15 protein-coding genes are annotated in these 16,543 nt (G+C 67.0%); 5 read left to right on the top strand and 10 right to left on the bottom strand.

Annotation, left to right across the window (positions count from 1 at the left end):
• The first annotated feature begins 152 nt into the window (after window positions 1–152).
• On the top strand, window positions 153–509 hold the full coding sequence (locus ACHQ4I_RS01660; protein WP_420769841.1) for a hypothetical protein: 357 nt from the start codon (window positions 153–155) through the stop codon (window positions 507–509).
• Between the two features lie 107 nt (window positions 510–616).
• Here ACHQ4I_RS01660 and ACHQ4I_RS01665 read toward each other — a convergent pair whose 3' ends face one another.
• Window positions 617–1,288 (bottom strand): enoyl-CoA hydratase/isomerase family protein, encoded by a 672-nt coding sequence (locus ACHQ4I_RS01665; protein ID WP_420769842.1) that lies wholly within the window; start codon window positions 1,286–1,288, stop codon window positions 617–619.
• 109 nt (window positions 1,289–1,397) lie between these two features.
• A complete protein-coding gene (locus ACHQ4I_RS01670) occupies window positions 1,398–2,120 on the bottom strand; it encodes an SDR family NAD(P)-dependent oxidoreductase (RefSeq protein WP_420769843.1) in 723 nt (240 codons plus the stop codon).
• A 104-nt stretch (window positions 2,121–2,224) separates the two neighbouring features.
• Here ACHQ4I_RS01670 and ACHQ4I_RS01675 point away from each other — a divergent pair, with 104 nt between their 5' ends.
• Window positions 2,225–2,851: a TetR/AcrR family transcriptional regulator gene (locus tag ACHQ4I_RS01675; RefSeq protein ID WP_420769844.1), complete on the top strand. Its 627-nt coding sequence runs from the start codon at window positions 2,225–2,227 to the stop codon at window positions 2,849–2,851.
• Window positions 2,852–2,983: 132 nt separating this feature from the next.
• Here ACHQ4I_RS01675 and ACHQ4I_RS01680 read toward each other — a convergent pair whose 3' ends face one another.
• From ACHQ4I_RS01680 to ACHQ4I_RS01695, 4 genes are all read right to left on the bottom strand, one after another.
• A complete protein-coding gene (locus ACHQ4I_RS01680) occupies window positions 2,984–3,619 on the bottom strand; it encodes a hypothetical protein (RefSeq protein ID WP_420769845.1) in 636 nt (211 codons plus the stop codon).
• A 70-nt stretch (window positions 3,620–3,689) separates the two neighbouring features.
• Complete coding sequence (locus ACHQ4I_RS01685) at window positions 3,690–4,229, bottom strand: hypothetical protein (protein ID WP_420769846.1); 540 nt, start codon at window positions 4,227–4,229, stop codon at window positions 3,690–3,692.
• A 204-nt stretch (window positions 4,230–4,433) separates the two neighbouring features.
• Entirely contained in the window at window positions 4,434–5,198 is a 765-nt protein-coding gene (locus tag ACHQ4I_RS01690) for a MerR family transcriptional regulator (RefSeq protein WP_420769847.1), read from the bottom strand.
• A 61-nt stretch (window positions 5,199–5,259) separates the two neighbouring features.
• Window positions 5,260–6,201, bottom strand: a complete 942-nt coding sequence (locus ACHQ4I_RS01695) for an EamA family transporter (protein WP_420769848.1) — start codon at window positions 6,199–6,201, stop codon at window positions 5,260–5,262.
• A 70-nt stretch (window positions 6,202–6,271) separates the two neighbouring features.
• Here ACHQ4I_RS01695 and ACHQ4I_RS01700 point away from each other — a divergent pair, with 70 nt between their 5' ends.
• Window positions 6,272–6,808 (top strand): MarR family winged helix-turn-helix transcriptional regulator, encoded by a 537-nt coding sequence (locus ACHQ4I_RS01700; protein ID WP_420769849.1) that lies wholly within the window; start codon window positions 6,272–6,274, stop codon window positions 6,806–6,808.
• A gap of 139 nt (window positions 6,809–6,947) precedes the next feature.
• Here ACHQ4I_RS01700 and ACHQ4I_RS01705 read toward each other — a convergent pair whose 3' ends face one another.
• Window positions 6,948–7,646, bottom strand: coding sequence for a TetR/AcrR family transcriptional regulator (locus tag ACHQ4I_RS01705; protein ID WP_420769850.1), 699 nt, complete (start codon window positions 7,644–7,646; stop codon window positions 6,948–6,950).
• A gap of 157 nt (window positions 7,647–7,803) precedes the next feature.
• Here ACHQ4I_RS01705 and ACHQ4I_RS01710 point away from each other — a divergent pair, with 157 nt between their 5' ends.
• The gene (locus ACHQ4I_RS01710; protein ID WP_420769851.1) at window positions 7,804–8,988 is read left to right on the top strand and encodes an acyl-CoA dehydrogenase family protein; all 1,185 of its coding nucleotides are present in this window, start codon (window positions 7,804–7,806) and stop codon (window positions 8,986–8,988) included.
• A 307-nt stretch (window positions 8,989–9,295) separates the two neighbouring features.
• On the opposite strand, the gene ACHQ4I_RS01715 is transcribed toward ACHQ4I_RS01710, so the two are convergent.
• Window positions 9,296–11,500: a SpoIID/LytB domain-containing protein gene (locus tag ACHQ4I_RS01715; protein WP_420769852.1), complete on the bottom strand. Its 2,205-nt coding sequence runs from the start codon at window positions 11,498–11,500 to the stop codon at window positions 9,296–9,298.
• Window positions 11,501–11,717: 217 nt separating this feature from the next.
• Here ACHQ4I_RS01715 and ACHQ4I_RS01720 point away from each other — a divergent pair, with 217 nt between their 5' ends.
• Window positions 11,718–14,024, top strand: coding sequence for an N-acetylmuramoyl-L-alanine amidase (locus tag ACHQ4I_RS01720; protein WP_420769853.1), 2,307 nt, complete (start codon window positions 11,718–11,720; stop codon window positions 14,022–14,024).
• Between the two features lie 372 nt (window positions 14,025–14,396).
• Here ACHQ4I_RS01720 and ACHQ4I_RS01725 read toward each other — a convergent pair whose 3' ends face one another.
• Together ACHQ4I_RS01725 and ACHQ4I_RS01730 are read right to left on the bottom strand one after the other, a co-directional pair.
• A complete protein-coding gene (locus ACHQ4I_RS01725) occupies window positions 14,397–15,236 on the bottom strand; it encodes an HAD family hydrolase (RefSeq protein WP_420769854.1) in 840 nt (279 codons plus the stop codon).
• 46 nt (window positions 15,237–15,282) lie between these two features.
• Window positions 15,283–16,407, bottom strand: a complete 1,125-nt coding sequence (locus tag ACHQ4I_RS01730) for a hypothetical protein (protein ID WP_420769855.1) — start codon at window positions 16,405–16,407, stop codon at window positions 15,283–15,285.
• Window positions 16,408–16,543 lie beyond the last annotated feature (136 nt).

The raw sequence follows: 16,543 nt of genomic DNA on the forward strand, positions 1-16,543 counted from the left end.
CGGATACGCGGCGGCAATGCAGCGACTATTGCATATGCACGCGAACTGATCGACCGTCCAGTTCGTGGCCTCGCGATGGTTCGTCGACTGCATCAACGCTGACCTTTTCGAGCGACCGCAACAGGCGCGAGCGGCCCGACCTGGAAGACCTGATGATGCGCAATCTCCACACCCCGCTGGTGGGCGCCCTCGCGCTGTTCGCCGTACTCGGCGCGGCGGTAGTCGTCCCGACCCCCGCGCATTCGCTGGCGACGACGGCCGTCGAGGATGCGGGCGGGCTGTGCGTCACCGGTGCGCCGACCTTCGACGACATCGTCACCGCGGCCGCGACCGCGCTGCGGACGGCGGTTCCGGGCGAACAGGTCGCCGCCTTCGACCGTCGGGTCGCCGATTTCCGCGGCACCATCGCCGCGGTGCGGGTGCATCGGGACGCTCTGCCGGTCGCGCCGTCGACGGTGAACGAGCGCTGGACCGGGCCGGGCGTCATGCAGTCGATGTGCGCGGTGTAGCAAATCATCCACCGGGACCACAGCGCTGCGGCGGGATGCGGCTCGGCGCTTGTTGCAGCCGGGCACCCCGCACATGAGGTGCCCGACCGCGGCATGGAATGCCCGGTTTACATGGCGACGGTTGGAGTTCCGGGGGCGATGGCGGTGCGGTGGACAGCCTTCGCCTTGGTTCGGATGAGGGCTTCGCGGGGTGCGCGGGCGATGTCGCGAGCCAGTTCCGCGACCGTCGACGACAGCTGGTCCGTGGGGACGACCTGGCTGACCAGGCCGATGCGCAGCGCCTCCACGGCATCGATGCGACGACCCGAGAGGGTGAGGTAGCGCGCCGCCGCGCCGCCGACCAGCTCGGCAAGCGGGCGGTAGAGCACCTCGGCGAAGGCCTGTTCCGGATGCGCGAAAACCGCTGTCTCCGAGGCGATGCGGATATCGCAGAGCGTCGCCAGATCGAATCCGCCGGCGAGCGCGGGTCCGTCGACCGCGGCGATGGTCGGCAGCGGGAAGCGCAGCACGGTGTGGTGGAACCGGTCGCTGGACGGCCAGAGTGCCTGCTGCACAGCCGGATCCGTCGAGCCGAATTCGCGCAGGTCGAAACCGGCGGAGAAGACGCCGTCCGCGCCGGTGACGACGACGACCTTCACCGACTCGTCGGTGGCGAGGGCGTCCAATGCGTCGCTGACCTCGTCGCGCATTGCGATGGAGAGCGCGTTCTTCTTCTCCGGCCAATTCAGCGTGAGCGTGACGACGGCGTCGTCGGACCGGTCGAGATGTAGGAGTTGCATGCGATTCCTAACCAGAGCGATCGTCATAAGTCTGTCCAGACTATGAAGATCGCGCTCGTCGCCGCTTCGAGCGCCTGATCGATATGGCCTTCGAACAGGCGACTCTGAGCTACTCCGGAAAGCCGATATCCGATTCGACGGCGTCGCGGGCGGTGTACATGCGCCAATAGTGTTCGCCCAGTTCGTCATTGGTCATGCGGACGATCTCGAGCCCGGCCGGGAACAGTTCTGGCTGCTCGTCCACCATGCGCTCGGCCTTGCTGTTGCCGATAAGCGCGCCGATATTGAGCAGGCCGACGTAGACGCCGGTGCCTTGCAGTTCGATCGCGAGCTGGCGAATGTAGGTGCGCTGCGCGCCGAGTGCGACGCCGAAATTGGACAGGTACGGGACCGGATACCTGTCGGAGTATCCGGACGAGAACAGCAGTGCCCCTTCCCCGCGCTCGATCATCGCGGGCGCGAGTGCGCGGGTCATCCAGATCGGTGAGTAGACCTTCAATTCCAGCGGGGTGCGCAGGGCGGCGGCGTCGACATCCAGAGTGGTCGGGATGCGATCGACCGCATCGCCCGCAGCGCCGTGCATCGCGACGTCGATCCGACCGAACCTGTGGGTGATCTCGTCGACCACGCCGTACAGCTGCTTCTCATCGGTGATATCGGCGGGAAAGGCCGCGGCCTCGATACCCTCGGCCGCCAACTGCTCGACATGCCCCCGGGCCTTGTCCGGGTTCCGGCCGATGACCGCCACCCGGAACCCTTCCCGGCCGAACCGCCGCCCGGTCCCCATGCCGAGTCCTGGCCCGAATCCGAATATCGCGATGGTCTTTGTCATACTTCCTCACTAAGTTGAGCAGTGGTTCAAGTTAGCTTCGACGGTAGCATTAACTTGAACCTATGCTCAAGATAAATCCGGCATCGGATTTGTAGGATCGGCGAATGCCCGTGGACAAGCCGTTACGCAGCGACGCCCAACGCAACCGGGACGCGCTCGTCACCGCCGCCCGCGAGGTCTTCGAGGAACGCGGCCTCGACGCGCCGCTCAAGGAAATCGCCGCCCGCGCCGGGGTCGCCATCGGCACGCTCTACAACCGCTTCCCCACCCGCGACGACCTCATCGCCGCCGCCGTCGAAGATCGCATCGAATCCGGCGCCCGCATCGCCAACGAGGCGCTCGAAATCCAGGACCCCTGGGACTCTTTCGCCTACCTGGTCGAAAAGGTCTGCGAACTCCAGGCCGCCGATCGCCTACTCAGCGACCTCGCACTGCGCGGGGCCCCGAGCCCCGCCATCGCCCGCGCCCAGGAATACGGGCACGACCTCATGCGTCGAATCGTCACCCGCGCACAAGAATCCGGTGCCCTGCGCCCCGACTGGGTCCTCGAAGACATCGCCTTCATCACCTGGTCCCACACCCGCATCATCGAAGCCACTGCCAAAATCGCCCCCGAGGCCTGGCGCCGCCATCTGGCCCTGGTCTTGGACGGCCTCCGAGCCGCCGCCGCCCACCCCCTCCCGGTACCCCCCATCACCGAAGACCAACTGATGCAAGCACTCCGGGGTTAGGCCCCTGAACAGCCGGTGGGCCAGGATCACTGAAACGGGTACGGCGATTGAGCCGTGGAAGCGGTGCTCGGCCGCTGGGCAAGCGCGCGCCGTTGCCGGGCCGACCGCGGTTGCTCGACCGCGAGGTGATCGTCAGTAATGGGGGTATTGCGGGGGCTGACCGTAGGGCGCGGGTTGCGCGTACGGCGTTGCGGATGGCTGCGCGGGCTGACCATACGGTGCGGGTTGCCCATACGGCTGGACCGGCTGGCCGTATGGCGCGGGCTGGCCGTATAGCGGTCCCGGCGGCTGCGTTTGGCGACCTTCCGCAATCCAGCGGCCGGTGGAACCGACCGAGGCGCAGATGAGGATGGTCAGCGGGACGACGCCCAGAATGGCAGGGATGGGATTGCCGCTGACAATGCCCAGAACGGGGCCGATCAGGCTGAGCGAGGACATGATGATCAGAATCACCCGGCCCGCCGTGCTGCGGCGGAACAGAAGGATCGCGCCGAGCAGCCAGAGGAATGCGATGAGTCCGCCGAGTCCGATCAGGCCGAAGACGTAGCCGGGTACCCCCGGCGTGTCCAGAGCCTGGCTTTGAAGTGTGTGCGCAGTTTTGTTTTCGTCGATCGCGACGAACAGTCCGATGACCACGCCGACAAGGCCGAGCAGTCCGACGATCACCGCGATGACCGCGGCGGTGATCGCGGTGCCACCGCTGGCTCGCTGATAGCCGTATGCGGGTTGTGGATAGCCATAGCCCGGTTGGCCATACGGATAACTCATCGAGATCTCCCTCCCACTTCGATCGCGAAACTGTACCGCGCTGTGGGGGTTTCGCTCGACACTAGCGCGGTCAGAAGGTCCAGGCGCGGCGAGATGGGCGAGCTGCGGTCCAGCGGGCGGCGTACCTGTTGGCGGCCAAGAGGAAGATGAGCAGGGGCGGGGCGATATCTATCGCGCTGCGCCGCAGGTTTTCCTGGATCAGGGCGCTCATCTGGCCGACCGAGCCGAACAACGGTGACAGCCAGGCGGGCTGCTCGGCGGTGGACCACCAGAGGACGCCGAGGCCGAATTCATAGTCGGTCAGCGAAACAACAAGTCCGACAATGCCGATCGCGATCGAGACGCCGGACGCGACGATCAACATGTATCGACCGGTCTCCTGCTGACGCCAGAGCTGGATACCGCCGAAGATCAGGGCGAAGGCCAGCAGCGCCGCCCCGAGCGTCGTGAAAATGACGAGCGAATTGTCGAAACGGCTTCTATCGCCGACGAAGTCGACCACGAGCCGCGTGCCCCCGAACAGATTCGCCAACCCGCAGAGCACCGCCAGCACCGCGCCGATCTGCGCGACCACACCGCTCGGCCTCCGATCGCCACTGCGGTAGAGCATCGTCGACGCTCCTTCCCACTGGTTGCGGACGATTCGATCCTAAGGCCGCCCGACCGGATTCGGCCGAGATGTCGATTCAGCGGCGATCCAGCGCCCGGTCGACGGCGCCGCGGCCAGGATGAGCGGAGCCAGCGGTGCAACCAGTTCGGCTGCCCCGCGAACTGCGGGCAGGGCGCCCGCCGGTGCGGACGCCCTGCCTCGTTGTTATCGGAGGTTGGCCTCGGCGTAGGCCCGCATCGCGTCGCGCACGAATTCGGTTGTGCCTTCGCCGTGTACGTCGTAGTTGGCCGCGAAACGCGGGTCGGCGACGTACATTTCGCCGAGTCCGGTGAAGTACTCGAAGGATGGGCGGCGCTGGGAACCGACACCCACGTAGTCGCAGTGCCGCGCGACGATGGCCTGGACCTCGTCGCTATCGGGGGCGAGACCGGCCGCGCGCGCCCGGCCGTAGTCGGCGGCGATATCCAGGTGGGCCTGGAAGTGCGCCTTCTTATCCGCCTCGCTGAGCGAACGCCACCAGCGGTCGCCGCTTTCGTAGGCGTCCTTACCCCACCGTTCGATCACCTCATCCTTGTACCGAGTGTGGTCGAAACCGTCGAAAACCTCTGCTGCCATGAGTTGTTCACCTCGTTCCGTCTTGTGCAGCGTGATGGTCACCGACTCGATCTGGCGCCGGATCCGATCCTGTTCCTGCCGAAGCAGTTCCAGGTGCGTGCGCAGCGCGGCGGCGGTGTCCTGTTCGCCCGCGAGGACTTCGGCGATGACCGGAAGGCCGAGGCCGAGTTCGCGGAGCAGCAGGATGCGTTGCAGCCGAACCAGGGAGCCCTGGTCGTAGAAGCGGTAGCCGTTGGCGCCGATCCGGCTCGGCGGCAGCAGCCCGAGCTGCCCGTAGTGGCGCAGTGTCCGGCTGGTGGTACCGGCCGCCTTGGCCAGATCCTGGATGGACCATTCGCCATTACCGATTCTCATGACCTGTTCTCCCTTCTTTCTCGTCGGTGCAACCAGCTTGCAAGTTGACGTTACGTCAAGGTCAACCCATTTCGACGTCGACTTTCGAACGAGCCGCCACCGGCACGCGCCGCTCCACAACGACCGGCGGCTTGCCGGCCATCTGGCCGAGCAGGGTGCCGCCGAGCGCGATGACGAGTCCGAGCACTTGCAGCGGGTTCAAAGCCTGGCCGAGTGCGATCCATCCGATCACCGCCGCCGAGACCGGGCTGAGCAGTCCGAGGAATGCGACCGAGGTGGCGGGCACCCGGGAGATGCCGCGGAACCAGAGGAAGTACGCCATCGCGGTGCCGATTACGCCGAGGTACAGGTAGCCGCCGATGGCCGAGCCGTCGAGCGCGGGCGGCGCACCCTCGATCAGGAAGGCGAGCGGTGCGATGAACAGGCCGCCCGCGGTGAGCTGCCATCCGGTGATCGCGAGCGGGCCGACGCCTTCGGGCCTGCCCCAGCGCTGGGTTAGCACGGTTCCCATCGCCATGGACGCCGCACCAGCGAGTCCGGCGATGATGCCGACGGTGTCGAGCTGGGCATTGGCCCGCAACACCACGAGCGCGACCCCGAAGACACCGATCAGACCCGCGATCACCTTGCGTCCGTTGGGCTTTTCGGCGAGTACAACGGTCGCGAAGGCCAGTGCGAACATCGGGGCGACGGCGCCGAGCACTCCGGCCACACCGCCGGGCAGTCGGTACGCGGCCAGGAACAACAGCGGGAAGAACGCGCCGATATTGAGGACGCCCAGTGCGGCGGCACGCCCGACCCAGACTCCGCGCGGCAGGACCCGGGTGATGGCGAGCAGCGCGAGCCCGGCGGGCAGCGCGCGCATCAGCGCGGTGAAGAGCGGGCGGTCCGGCGGCAGGAATTCCGTGGTGACGGCGTAGGTGGAGCCCCAGGCGATCGGGGCAAGTGCGGCGAGCGCCAGGGTGCCCGCGTACGAGTTACGCGCGGCGGTGGTTGTTGTCATGTCGGTCGCTCCTCATTGATAATCTCAACGTTGAAATATCTACTCGCTGGGATGCCTTACCGTCAAGTAGATGAATGTTAAGATAATCACTATCGAGAGGAGTGCCGTGGCCGACGCGATTGATCTGTTCACCGAGCACTGGAACCAGGAGCGGCCGGATGTCGACGTGTCACCGATGGCGGTGATCGGGCGCATCCAGCGGCTATCCCGCCTGCTGGAACAGGACCTGAAGAAGTTCTTCGCCGGACACGGACTCGAGTTCTGGGAGTTCGACATGCTCGCGACGCTGCGGCGCTCCGGCGGCGCGAACGGACTCACCGCCGGCGCGCTGAATCAGGTCGCCATGCTCACCTCGGGCGCCATCACCAACCGCATCGACCGCTTGGCCGCCAAGGGCCTGGTCGAGCGCGCGCCATGCCCCGAGGACCGCAGGGCCATCCGAGTCCAACTCACCCCAACCGGCCGCACCCTGATCGACGACCTGCTGCCCCTGCACATGGAAAACGAGCAGCGCCTCCTGGCCGCACTGAACCAGCAGAACCGAGCTCAGCTCGCCGGCCTGCTCCGGACGCTAGCCGAATCCCTGGGCGATACCGCAACATCCTGATCCGGCGCCTGCGTCGGCAGCCCATGCCGCGCAGCCGGTCGCGGAGTTCGAGGCCGACCTGCGGGTTTGGCGAAGCACGCACGAAGGCAAGTGCGGATGTCCACTTGTGCCTCGATGTGTCCGCGGTCCGCGCGTGTGATCAGGTCAGCGGGTTCAGTGTGGTGCCGACCTCGGTCTCGGCAAGGACGGCGCCGTTGGGATCGAGCAACTGCACCCGAACTCGGCCTTCGATGCGACGGGGGGTTCGCTCCCCGGGCGCTGCGGGAGTGCCGCCGAGACCAGCGACGGCGGCATCGATCAGATCATCGGCATAGTCGACAACAGAGCCCGGAAGCTGGCCCGCCAGCCACTGGGCGGCGAGGGCGTGCGCGGGGCCGGTGACGACGGCGACCATCACCGTCATCGGCAGATCACGCACCTCGCCGCGAGCGATGAGCGGAGCCAGCCATTCCCGATAGGCCTCGGCGACATCGCTGTTCATCGACCGCACTCGTCGGCCGTCATCGGTCGACCAGTCGAGCCGGCCTTGCGAATACAGGAATCGCGCACGAACGGGATTGGCCTCGATCCAACGCAATTGATGCCGGATAAAGCCGCCGACGACATCCACCAGCGTGCCGGGACCGGTGGCGAGTACCTGCCGGTAGCCGTCGTGGATCGATCGAATGGTGTCGGCGTACAGCGCGCCCGCGATGGCGTCCTTGCTGGAGAAATGATGGAACAACGCTCCGTTGGATACGCCGCTACGCTCCCGAATCCGAGCGATCGTCGTGTGTTCGTACCCCTCCTCGCTGAAGCATTCCAGCGCGGCTTGCAGAACCCGGTCGCGAACTCCCATGGTGCACAGAGTAGTGCTCTGCCGAGATTGACACCGATTTGACCGCTACTTCGAGCTCGGGAGCTGCCGCAACCGGATTGCACAGCGTCTACCGAGCATTACTCCAGAGTGTTACTCTCCTAATGTTCGGCCTACTCAGAGAGCACCAGGACCATCGATGAACGCTGCTGTCACCGCCCACGCCCCCTTCGAGCTCGCGCCCGAACACGCCCGGCTGCGCGACGATGCTCGTCGCGCAGCGGCCGAGTTCGCTTCGCGAGCGGTGGAAATCCGTCGGCACCTGATCGATCACAGCGAAATGCATCCCGAGTTGTGGGCAGTCTTCCGCGACAACGGCTGGGCAGGTCTCGGCCTCGAGCCGGGACGGGCCGGCGGCGGCTTGCTCGGGATGGCTATCGTCCTCGAGGCCTTCGCCGAACAAGGCATCGTGCTGTGGATGCCGGTGCTGTCCACCGCGATCGCCCAGGCGATCGAGACCGTAGGCCCACCGGCGACGAGCGATGCCTGGACGGCCGCGGTGTCCGCCGGATCGTCACATCTGGGCATGGCGGCGACCGAACCTCAGGCTGGACACAACATGTTCGCCGTCGAGACCGAGATTCGTCGTGCAGATGATCATTTCGTCGTCAACGGTCTCAAGCGAATCACCTCCGGCCTGGACGTCGTAGATCGCGTGCTCGTATTCGGGCGCACCGACCTCGGCGACCCCGGCGCGGGTTACACGACGGTGCTGGTCGACCCGCACGCGCCGGGTGTGACAGTGACCGAGATCCCGATGCGGTTTCGCGAAGGTGTGCGCCAGTTCCAGCTCGAGTTCGACAACGTCACGGTGCCCGCCGATGCGCTCGTCGGCGGCGAGGGGCAAGGGCTGCGCACCATGTGGCCGTTCACGCACGCCGAGCGGGTGCTCACCGCGGCCATCTGTGCCGGAACAGCGAGCTACGGCCTCAACCGCGCCATCGCACACGCAAAAGACCGCACGATTTCCGGCAAGGCCCCCATCGGCGCCGAGCAGGCGATCGCACATCCCCTCGCCGCCCTGCACGCGCGGCTCACGGCGGTACAGCTGGTTATCTATCGCACCGCCGCCCGTATCGACGCTGGCCTCGACCCCGACACCGTGGCCGGGGACAGCGATATCGTCAAACTGCTCGCGGCCGACCTCGCGTTCGACTCCGCCGACCATGCCATGCAGGTACTCGGCGCCACCGCCTGGGACGAACGAGAGGGCTTGATCGATATCTACCTCGACGCGCGATTGTCCCGCTCCGGCCCGGTCAGCAACGAATTCGCCCTCAACCACATCGCTCACCACGTCCTCGGGCTACCTACCCGCACCTAGCGCGCGCTCGACCCGCTGTCGCTACCCATCCGCCACATGTAGCCCATTACGGTGAGGGGCGCCTACGTGCGCCCCGGAAGTCGTTGGCGCAGTTCAACTTCATCGTCGGCCGCTGCGGTCCGCCCGAGATGCACTACTGGACAAGTGATCACGTGGAACTGACGGCGGCACTCTCTCGGCCGATGCCGCCACCAGTTCCACCTGATCGGCCGACCGAGCCCAATTCAGTGACGCGCCAATCCCTCAGCGGCAGCTACGCCTTCGAGCCTCACGTAACTCAGTACGGCGGCAGCTCCTCGCTCGTCGGTCAACCGGAGGGGTTCGGCCGAGGCGGCGGGGTCGGGGTCGACGCGGTGGTCGGCGCGAGGGTATTGCCGGGCACGCCGAAACCTCCTGGGGACGTGGCACTCTCGGTACCGGGCGCAGCTCCGGCCGCCGCACTCTGGGTTTCGAACGCGCCTCCGGGCCCCACACCCTCGGACGACACACTGCTACCGAGCAGCACCGCCCCCTGAGGTCCGACCACACTTGCGGGCACCGCCCCCTCCGGCGAGACACTGCTACCGGGCAGCACCGCACTCTGCGGTTCGGACGCTCCGCCGGGCACCACACCTTCTGACGAGACACTGCTGGCGGGCGGCACCGCACACTGAGGTCCGAGCACACTTGCGGGCACCGCGCCTTCCAGCGAGACACCGCTGCCGCGCAGCACCGCACTTTGCGGTTCGGACGCTCCTTCGGGCACCGCACCTTCGGGCAAGGCATTGCTGACAGACGGCACCACACCCTGAGGTCCGGGCACACGCGCGGGCACGGCACCCTCCGGCGAGACACTGCTGCCGGGCAGCACCGCACTCTGCGGTTCGGACGCTTCGGCGGGCACCGCACCCTCGGACGACACACTGCTACCGGGCAGCACCGCCCCCTGAGGTCCGACCACACTTGCGGGCACCGCCCCCTCCGGCGAGACACTGCTGCCGGGCAGCACCGCACTTTGCGGTTCGGACGCTCCTTCAGGCACCGCACCTTCGGGCAAGGCACTACCGGCAGACGGCACCGCATCCTGAGGTCCGAGCACGCCTCCGGGGACGGCACTGTCCGGCGAAACGTTGCTGCCGGGAGGCGCCGCGCTCTCGGGCGAGGCGTTGGTCTTGGGTGGCGCTGCGTTGCCTGGTGGCATCGTGCTCGCGGGTGGCAATGAGTTGCCCGGCTTGCTCTCGTGGGGTGTGGTGCCGTGTGGATCCGGGACCAATTGCATGAGGGTGGTGAAGTCGACGACCTGGGCGCCGAGGGTTGGGGTCGCGATGATGACGCCGTTGGTGAAAAGGCGGTAGGTGCCGGCGTTTTGGGGAAGGGCCATTTCCGGGCCGAGTGGCTGGCCGACCGCGCTGTTCGCGCCGCCGATTCGGCGGTATTCGGCCTCGATCGGCGATTCGGCCATGAGGGACTGCCTGCGCGGGTCCACGGGCGGCGTGCCCGCGCCGACAACCGGGGTGCCGAGTTCGGCGGGTGTCGGTCCGACATCGAAGGCGTAGATGTCGGCGGGTTGCCCGCCGTCGGGCGCGGAGGAATACTCCGAACGCAGAATTCGCCCGTCGCGCAGCAGCACTGTTCCGATGGTTGCCGCGATGGCCTGGGTCGCGCGCGGATCCTCCTTGGCGGTGCCGGGGTAGGTCTGACAGTCGATGCTGTCGCAGGTCTGCGCGTAGGGGTAGCGGTGTTCGGCCAGTGCGTACGAACGCGCGGCGATCGCTTGTGCGCGAAGGGCTTCCGTCGCACCCTTATCGGCCCAGTTGGCCTGCACCTCGGCCGGGACGACGCCGAGCAGATAGTCCTCCACATCGACGCGATTCACCGTGCGCGTCTCGCCGTTCTCCATCGCGACGCCGAGCGAACCGCGATAGCGCGAACCGCCGCACAGAGTCAGGTGCTCGGCGGCGGGACGGTTCGGCCGCGGGTTGACCGGATAGATCCACGGGTCGGTGGTCGCCCGCTGCCACAGCACCTCCCCGTCACAGCCGACCGTGACGACCACGTTCGCGCCGCCGTCGGGTAGGGCGGTGAGGTGGGCGACCTGGCCGGGCGCCAGCAACTGGCCCGCGACGCGTAACCCGGCGTCCGCGTAGGCGTCCAGCGTGGAGTTGTCCTGTGCCAGTAGTCGCACACCGACGGTGGTTGCCGAAACCTTGCCCAGCGTCGCCCCCGGGTAGTAGTGGTCGAGGATGCGCTCCGCGGCCCAGCCCTCCAGGGCGCTGTCGAACGCGCCGACCTGACTCATGCCGCGCCCGTGGCCCGAGCCGGCCAGCGGCCGATACGGGGTGTCGGTCGGCCAGACCCAGAACGCGAGCACGGTGCCCGCCAACACGGCTGCACCACCGCTGACCAGCACCGGACCGATCGAAATCCGGCTTCGCGATATCCGTCCGCGGCCAATTCGCATGCGTGCCGCCGGCTTTTTCACCCGCATTTCTTCTCCCCCCGCGATCCGCCATTCCAGCTGTTCGCGTCGCATCCGTTCACTCCCACGGTTTTCCGGGACCTGATCGGTTCGATACCGCTCGGCATGTCGTTCCATCCAGCCGCAATCCGAGAGCTACATTCGAGCAATCACATAATCCTCAACCAGAGGTTTAGATATGTGACAGTTGTGAACTAGTGTGATCGTTGATGCATCAGGAAGCAACCCTGACATTCATGCAGAGTGATCGCTCGGTTCGACCTGATTGGAGATGCTCGTGCCGTACCGCAAACCGAAACGTTCCTACGTGCTCCCGGTTGTCACCACACTTGCGGTAGCGGCGCCGCTCGCGACTTTCACGCTGAGCGACTCGACCGATTACCGTTCGACCACCGGTAGCGAGCTCGCCGCAATACCCGCACAGTTGGCCGAGGTGGCCCTCACCACGGTGCCCGACCTCACCCTGCCGCTGCGCGAACTCACCGGGCTCGACCTGCCCGATCTGCATCTTTCGGATCTACGCATGCTGCCGATTCCGGAATCCGTTCCGGTGCCGCAGGGATTGCCGCTTCCGCCGGGCGTAGAGCTACCGAAGGAAATTCCGCTACCCAAGCTGAATTCCGGACAGGGCGCACCTGGCCAATCGGTTCCAGGTCAATCCCTCCCGGGTCAATCCGTCCCGGGTCAAACGACGCCGAGTCAATCAGCTCCCGGTCAAATAGCGGCAGGTCAGAGCCCTTATACAACTCAGGGCACCACGCCCGGCCAGGGCTTCACACCTAGCCAAGGCGCCACACTCGGTCAAGGCACCACGCTGCCTGAGGACACCACGCCCGGCCAGACAACTCCCACCCAGCCCGCCCGAGGTCGTTCGGCGGCCGCCGCCTTCATCGCCGACCCGAGCCAACTGGAACCCGGAATCACCCCGGACACACCCGCATTGGCGCCCGGCGCCGTCCCGCCGGAACTGCTCAGCCAGGTCGGCGCGCAGGTCAAGGAGCTCAGCCGCGATACCCCGTTCAGCGTCGTCGCGCTGACCGCGCGCGATCTGGTGAACACCAAGGCGATGATCCGGGCCCGCCAGTCCGACGGCACCTGGGGTCCCTGGTACGACACCGAAGCCGTCGATACCCGCCGCAACGATCGGGCGACGGGCGGCACCACCGGCACCGAACCGATCTACGTGGGCAGCACGAAGGCGGTGCAGGTCCTGGTGACCCGCAAGCCGTCCGTGGCCGCCGCACCGCATGCGCCGGTCGCGGATGACGCGGCGGGCGCCGCGCCGATGCAGCCGACCCCGGCCGCGGCACGCTCGGATGATCCGGCCCAGACCCCTACCGCACTGACGGCCGTGCTCATCGATCCGGGCCGAGGAGCCATCGACGGCGCGCTCCACGATGTCGGCGCGGCACTGCCCGGCGGCGGACCCAATGTCATCACCCGATCCCAGTGGGGCGCTGACGAATCCATCCGCTGCGAGGAACCCACCTACGACGACCAGGTCGGCGGCATCACGGTGCACCACACCGCTGGCCGCAACGACTACACCCCGGCCGAATCCGCTGGCATCGTCCGCGCGATCTACACGTATCACGCAAAGACGTTGGGCTGGTGCGATATCGGCTACAACGCGCTGGTCGACAAGTACGGCCAGATCTTCGAGGGCCGCTTCGGCGGAATGGATCGTCCGGTGCAGGGCGCGCACGCGGGTGGGTTCAACGAGAACACCTCGGGCGTCGCGCTGATGGGCAACTACGAGTCCGAGGAGCCCTCGGAGGAGGCGCTGAACGCGATCGGCCGGTTCGTCGGCTGGCGGTCCAAGATCGCGGGTCTCGATCCCAAGGGCTACACCACGATGTACTCCGAGGGCACCGAATTCACCTCATACGCCGAGGGTGAGGCGGTTCGGCTGCCGGTGGTGTTCGCGCACCGCGACGTCGGCAAGACCAGCTGCCCCGGTGACGCCGCCTACGCCGATATGGACCGCATCCGCGATATCGCCGCGGGCATATCGGCCTCGTCCGGCACCACGAGCAAACCGCAACAACAGCTGGCGCAGGCACCGGTACCGCAGCAACAGCCGCAGTCGCAGACAGCGCCATCGGTGCAGACCGATATCGCCACACTCGCCGCGCTCACGGCCAAGCTGCTCGGCATGGTGAATCAGAACGCGATCGCGAAGCACTGGGCCGATAAGGGCGGTCCGGACGGTCCGCTCGGCGCGGCGATATCGGAGCCGCTGCCCGCCACCCAGGGCCAGCAGTATGCCAAATTCGTCAACGGATACGTCTACACCGGCTCGAATGGTCAGGTGTTCGAGGTGATGGGCGCGATCCTGGACCGCTTCCTGGCCCTCGGCGCCGACGCTGGCATCCTCGGTCTCCCGCTGAGCAACAGCTACGCGGTGCCGAACGGACTGCGTTCCGACTTCCAGTACGGCTCATTGGTTCTCAACCAACTGACCGGCATCGTCACCACCGTCTGGAAGACCTACAACGACACCTACCAGCAGCAGGTCGGCCGCAACTCGGTCGGCCAGGTCACCGCACCGGGACCGGCCCCCGCCCCGGCTGGCTGACCAAAACCACCCACGCCGAGCCCAGCACCGACGATCGCGTCGGCCAGCTGGGCTCGGCGCATTCCTACGCTCGAACCACCAGGGCCGCTTCGACATCCGCGCCCCGTCGGCCGGATTCGGTTTCTACTCACCGGGATTCGATCAGCCCAGCGCGCGTCGAGCTCCGACGGCATTGGGCCGGACTCGCACTCCGGGAGATCGTCGCGCGCTGGAATCCCGCCGCCGACCCGGAATTCGGCCTGCGCCCTGACGGCCCTCGCTGAGCCCACTTCCGTACGAACCACGCTGAGCATGCACTTTCTCCGCCAAGTCTGGCGATTTTCTGCCACATTCGAGCGAAAGTGCACAGCGCAGTCCGCGAATGGGGCGCGCTCAGACCCACCAACGCTCGAGCACTTGCGCCACACCGTCTTCGGAGTTCGCGGCGGTGACCTCATCCGCGGCGGCGAGCGCTTCCGGATGCGCGTTGGCCATCGCGACGCCGTGGCCGACCATGGTCAGCATCGGGACATCGTTGGGCATATCGCCGAACGCGATGATCGCCGAATGTTGGACGCCGAGGCGTTGGGCCACGATGGCCAGGCCAGAGGCCTTGGTGACGCCGGGTGCGGACAGTTCGATCAGGCCGTGGTCGGTCGAGTAGGTGATATCGGCGCGGTCGCCGATCAGCGGTGTCAGGACCGCGCGCATCTCGGCGCTGCGGGTGCCGCGCAGTCGGACCAGCATCTTGATCGCGGGTGCGTCGATGACCTCCATGCGCGAGACCTCGGTGTCATCGGGATTGAGCCAGGCGTGCTCGTATTCCGGCGAGCTCACGAATTGCGGCGTCACCGCGTCGTGCGCGCTGGCGCCGACGCGTTCGGCGGCGAGACCGCAGCCGGGTAGCGCGCGTTCGGCCAGGTCGGCGATCCAGGACAGGGTGTCCACGTCCAAGGTCCGGCTCGCGAGCACCCGATCGGCGGCGCTGTCGTAGATCACCGCACCGTTGCCGCAGACGCACAGCGGCGCATAGCCGAGGCCCTCGACCACCGGATCGATCCAGCGTGGCGGCCTGCCGGTGGCCAGGACGAACGGCACGCCATCGGTGATCAGGGCGCCCACCGCCGCCTTGGTTCGCGCGGTCACCCGCTCTTCGCGATCGATGAGGGTGCCGTCCACATCGGAGGCAACCATTTTTGGTTTGGGCAGGTGCAGGCGCGTCACCCATTCCATCCTGCCGGAAGACCATCTCGACCAGGTCGCGGCTATCGCCAGCGCATTATTCGGAGGGCGGTCGCCGCCATGGGGAGTCCTCGATCCGCACCGTCGGATCGTCCTGCGGTTTCGCCGGACCCTCCTGCGGTTTCGCCGGATCGTCCTGTGGTTTCGCCGGACCCTCCTGCGGCTTCGCCGGACCCTCCTGTGGTTTCGCCGGACCCTCCTGCGGCTTCGCCGGACCCTCCTGCGGCTTCGACAGATCGGGCTGCGGCCTCGACACATCGGGTTGCGCCTGTGCCAGATCGGGTTGCGGCTTCCGCAGATCGTCCTGTGGCTTTACCAGATCGGGCCGCTGAGATGCCGGCGCTGCCTGGGGACTTGCCGACCAGTCCGGTGGTGCGCCCGCCGGGCGCACGACCTGCGTCGGTGCCTGATCACTTCCCGGATAGGCAGAACCTGCCTGCGGGTACGGCGCCGGCGCACCACCTGACGGACCGTGCTGCGGATACGGTGCCGGTGCCCCAGCCGAGGGACCGTACTGCGGATAGGCCGGCGGCGCGGGCGGGTAGGGCGTCGGGCCTTGCTGGACCGCCGATCCCGGCGAATACCCTGGTCCGGGCGGAGGTGCGGCGGGGTACGGGTACCTGGCCACCGGTGGTACGTACGCGGCCGCCGGGTCGTAGTTCAACCAGCGCGTCGTCGACGGTACGAGGGCGAGGATCGCGGTGGCGATCGGGAAGACCAGCCCGATCAGACCGCTGATACCACCGCCGATCGTTGCCGCGCCACCGCCCGAGGTGGTGTAGCGCAGGGTCACCACGGACCCCGCGATCCCGGCTATCACGACGACCGCACACCCCGCCACGACCAGCACCCTGCCGAGCGGCTTCCTGACGAACATCATGACCGCGCCGACACCGAGCAGAATCGCCGCGATCACCGCGATCACACCGGTCACCACCGAATAGGGCTTGAACCAGTGCTGCGCGAACAGGCCGGTCGAGTCGTAGTCGGCGAGATCGGTAACCACATCGGTGACGCCGAGCACGATGCTCATACCCCCGCCGAGCAATTGGCTCACACTGCCGAGGCTGGCCAACACTCCGGCGGTGATCGCGGTGCCGCCGCCGGGCGCGGGCGCCGGTACAGCGACCGGCGGATAAGGCTCATATTGCGGATAACTCATCGGACCCCCTTAGAGCTCCGGAAAAGCCTGGACGCACCTGCCTCGACAGAATAGAGGACATGCCGATCTCACGCGTGTCACGCACGGTCGCACGCACGTCCTTATGATCAGGGGCTAATACTCGATGCTGGCCCGG

It is taken from the genome of Nocardia nepalensis (assembly GCF_048910785.1).
GTDB lineage: Bacteria > Actinomycetota > Actinomycetes > Mycobacteriales > Mycobacteriaceae > Nocardia > Nocardia nepalensis.

Coding starts and splice junctions, on each gene's coding strand:
- ACHQ4I_RS01685 (WP_420769846.1), bottom strand. CDS start 4,229: ATGCTCTACCGCAGTGGCGATCGGAGGCCGAGCGGTGTGGTCGCGCAG.
- ACHQ4I_RS01710 (WP_420769851.1), top strand. CDS start 7,804: ATGAACGCTGCTGTCACCGCCCACGCCCCCTTCGAGCTCGCGCCCGAA.
- ACHQ4I_RS01670 (WP_420769843.1), bottom strand. CDS start 2,120: ATGACAAAGACCATCGCGATATTCGGATTCGGGCCAGGACTCGGCATG.
- ACHQ4I_RS01660 (WP_420769841.1), top strand. CDS start 153: ATGATGCGCAATCTCCACACCCCGCTGGTGGGCGCCCTCGCGCTGTTC.
- ACHQ4I_RS01705 (WP_420769850.1), bottom strand. CDS start 7,646: ATGGGAGTTCGCGACCGGGTTCTGCAAGCCGCGCTGGAATGCTTCAGC.
- ACHQ4I_RS01665 (WP_420769842.1), bottom strand. CDS start 1,288: ATGCAACTCCTACATCTCGACCGGTCCGACGACGCCGTCGTCACGCTC.
- ACHQ4I_RS01715 (WP_420769852.1), bottom strand. CDS start 11,500: ATGCGACGCGAACAGCTGGAATGGCGGATCGCGGGGGGAGAAGAAATG.
- ACHQ4I_RS01720 (WP_420769853.1), top strand. CDS start 11,718: ATGCTCGTGCCGTACCGCAAACCGAAACGTTCCTACGTGCTCCCGGTT.
- ACHQ4I_RS01675 (WP_420769844.1), top strand. CDS start 2,225: ATGCCCGTGGACAAGCCGTTACGCAGCGACGCCCAACGCAACCGGGAC.
- ACHQ4I_RS01700 (WP_420769849.1), top strand. CDS start 6,272: ATGAATGTTAAGATAATCACTATCGAGAGGAGTGCCGTGGCCGACGCG.
- ACHQ4I_RS01730 (WP_420769855.1), bottom strand. CDS start 16,407: ATGAGTTATCCGCAATATGAGCCTTATCCGCCGGTCGCTGTACCGGCG.
- ACHQ4I_RS01695 (WP_420769848.1), bottom strand. CDS start 6,201: ATGACAACAACCACCGCCGCGCGTAACTCGTACGCGGGCACCCTGGCG.
- ACHQ4I_RS01680 (WP_420769845.1), bottom strand. CDS start 3,619: ATGAGTTATCCGTATGGCCAACCGGGCTATGGCTATCCACAACCCGCA.
- ACHQ4I_RS01725 (WP_420769854.1), bottom strand. CDS start 15,236: ATGGAATGGGTGACGCGCCTGCACCTGCCCAAACCAAAAATGGTTGCC.
- ACHQ4I_RS01690 (WP_420769847.1), bottom strand. CDS start 5,198: ATGAGAATCGGTAATGGCGAATGGTCCATCCAGGATCTGGCCAAGGCG.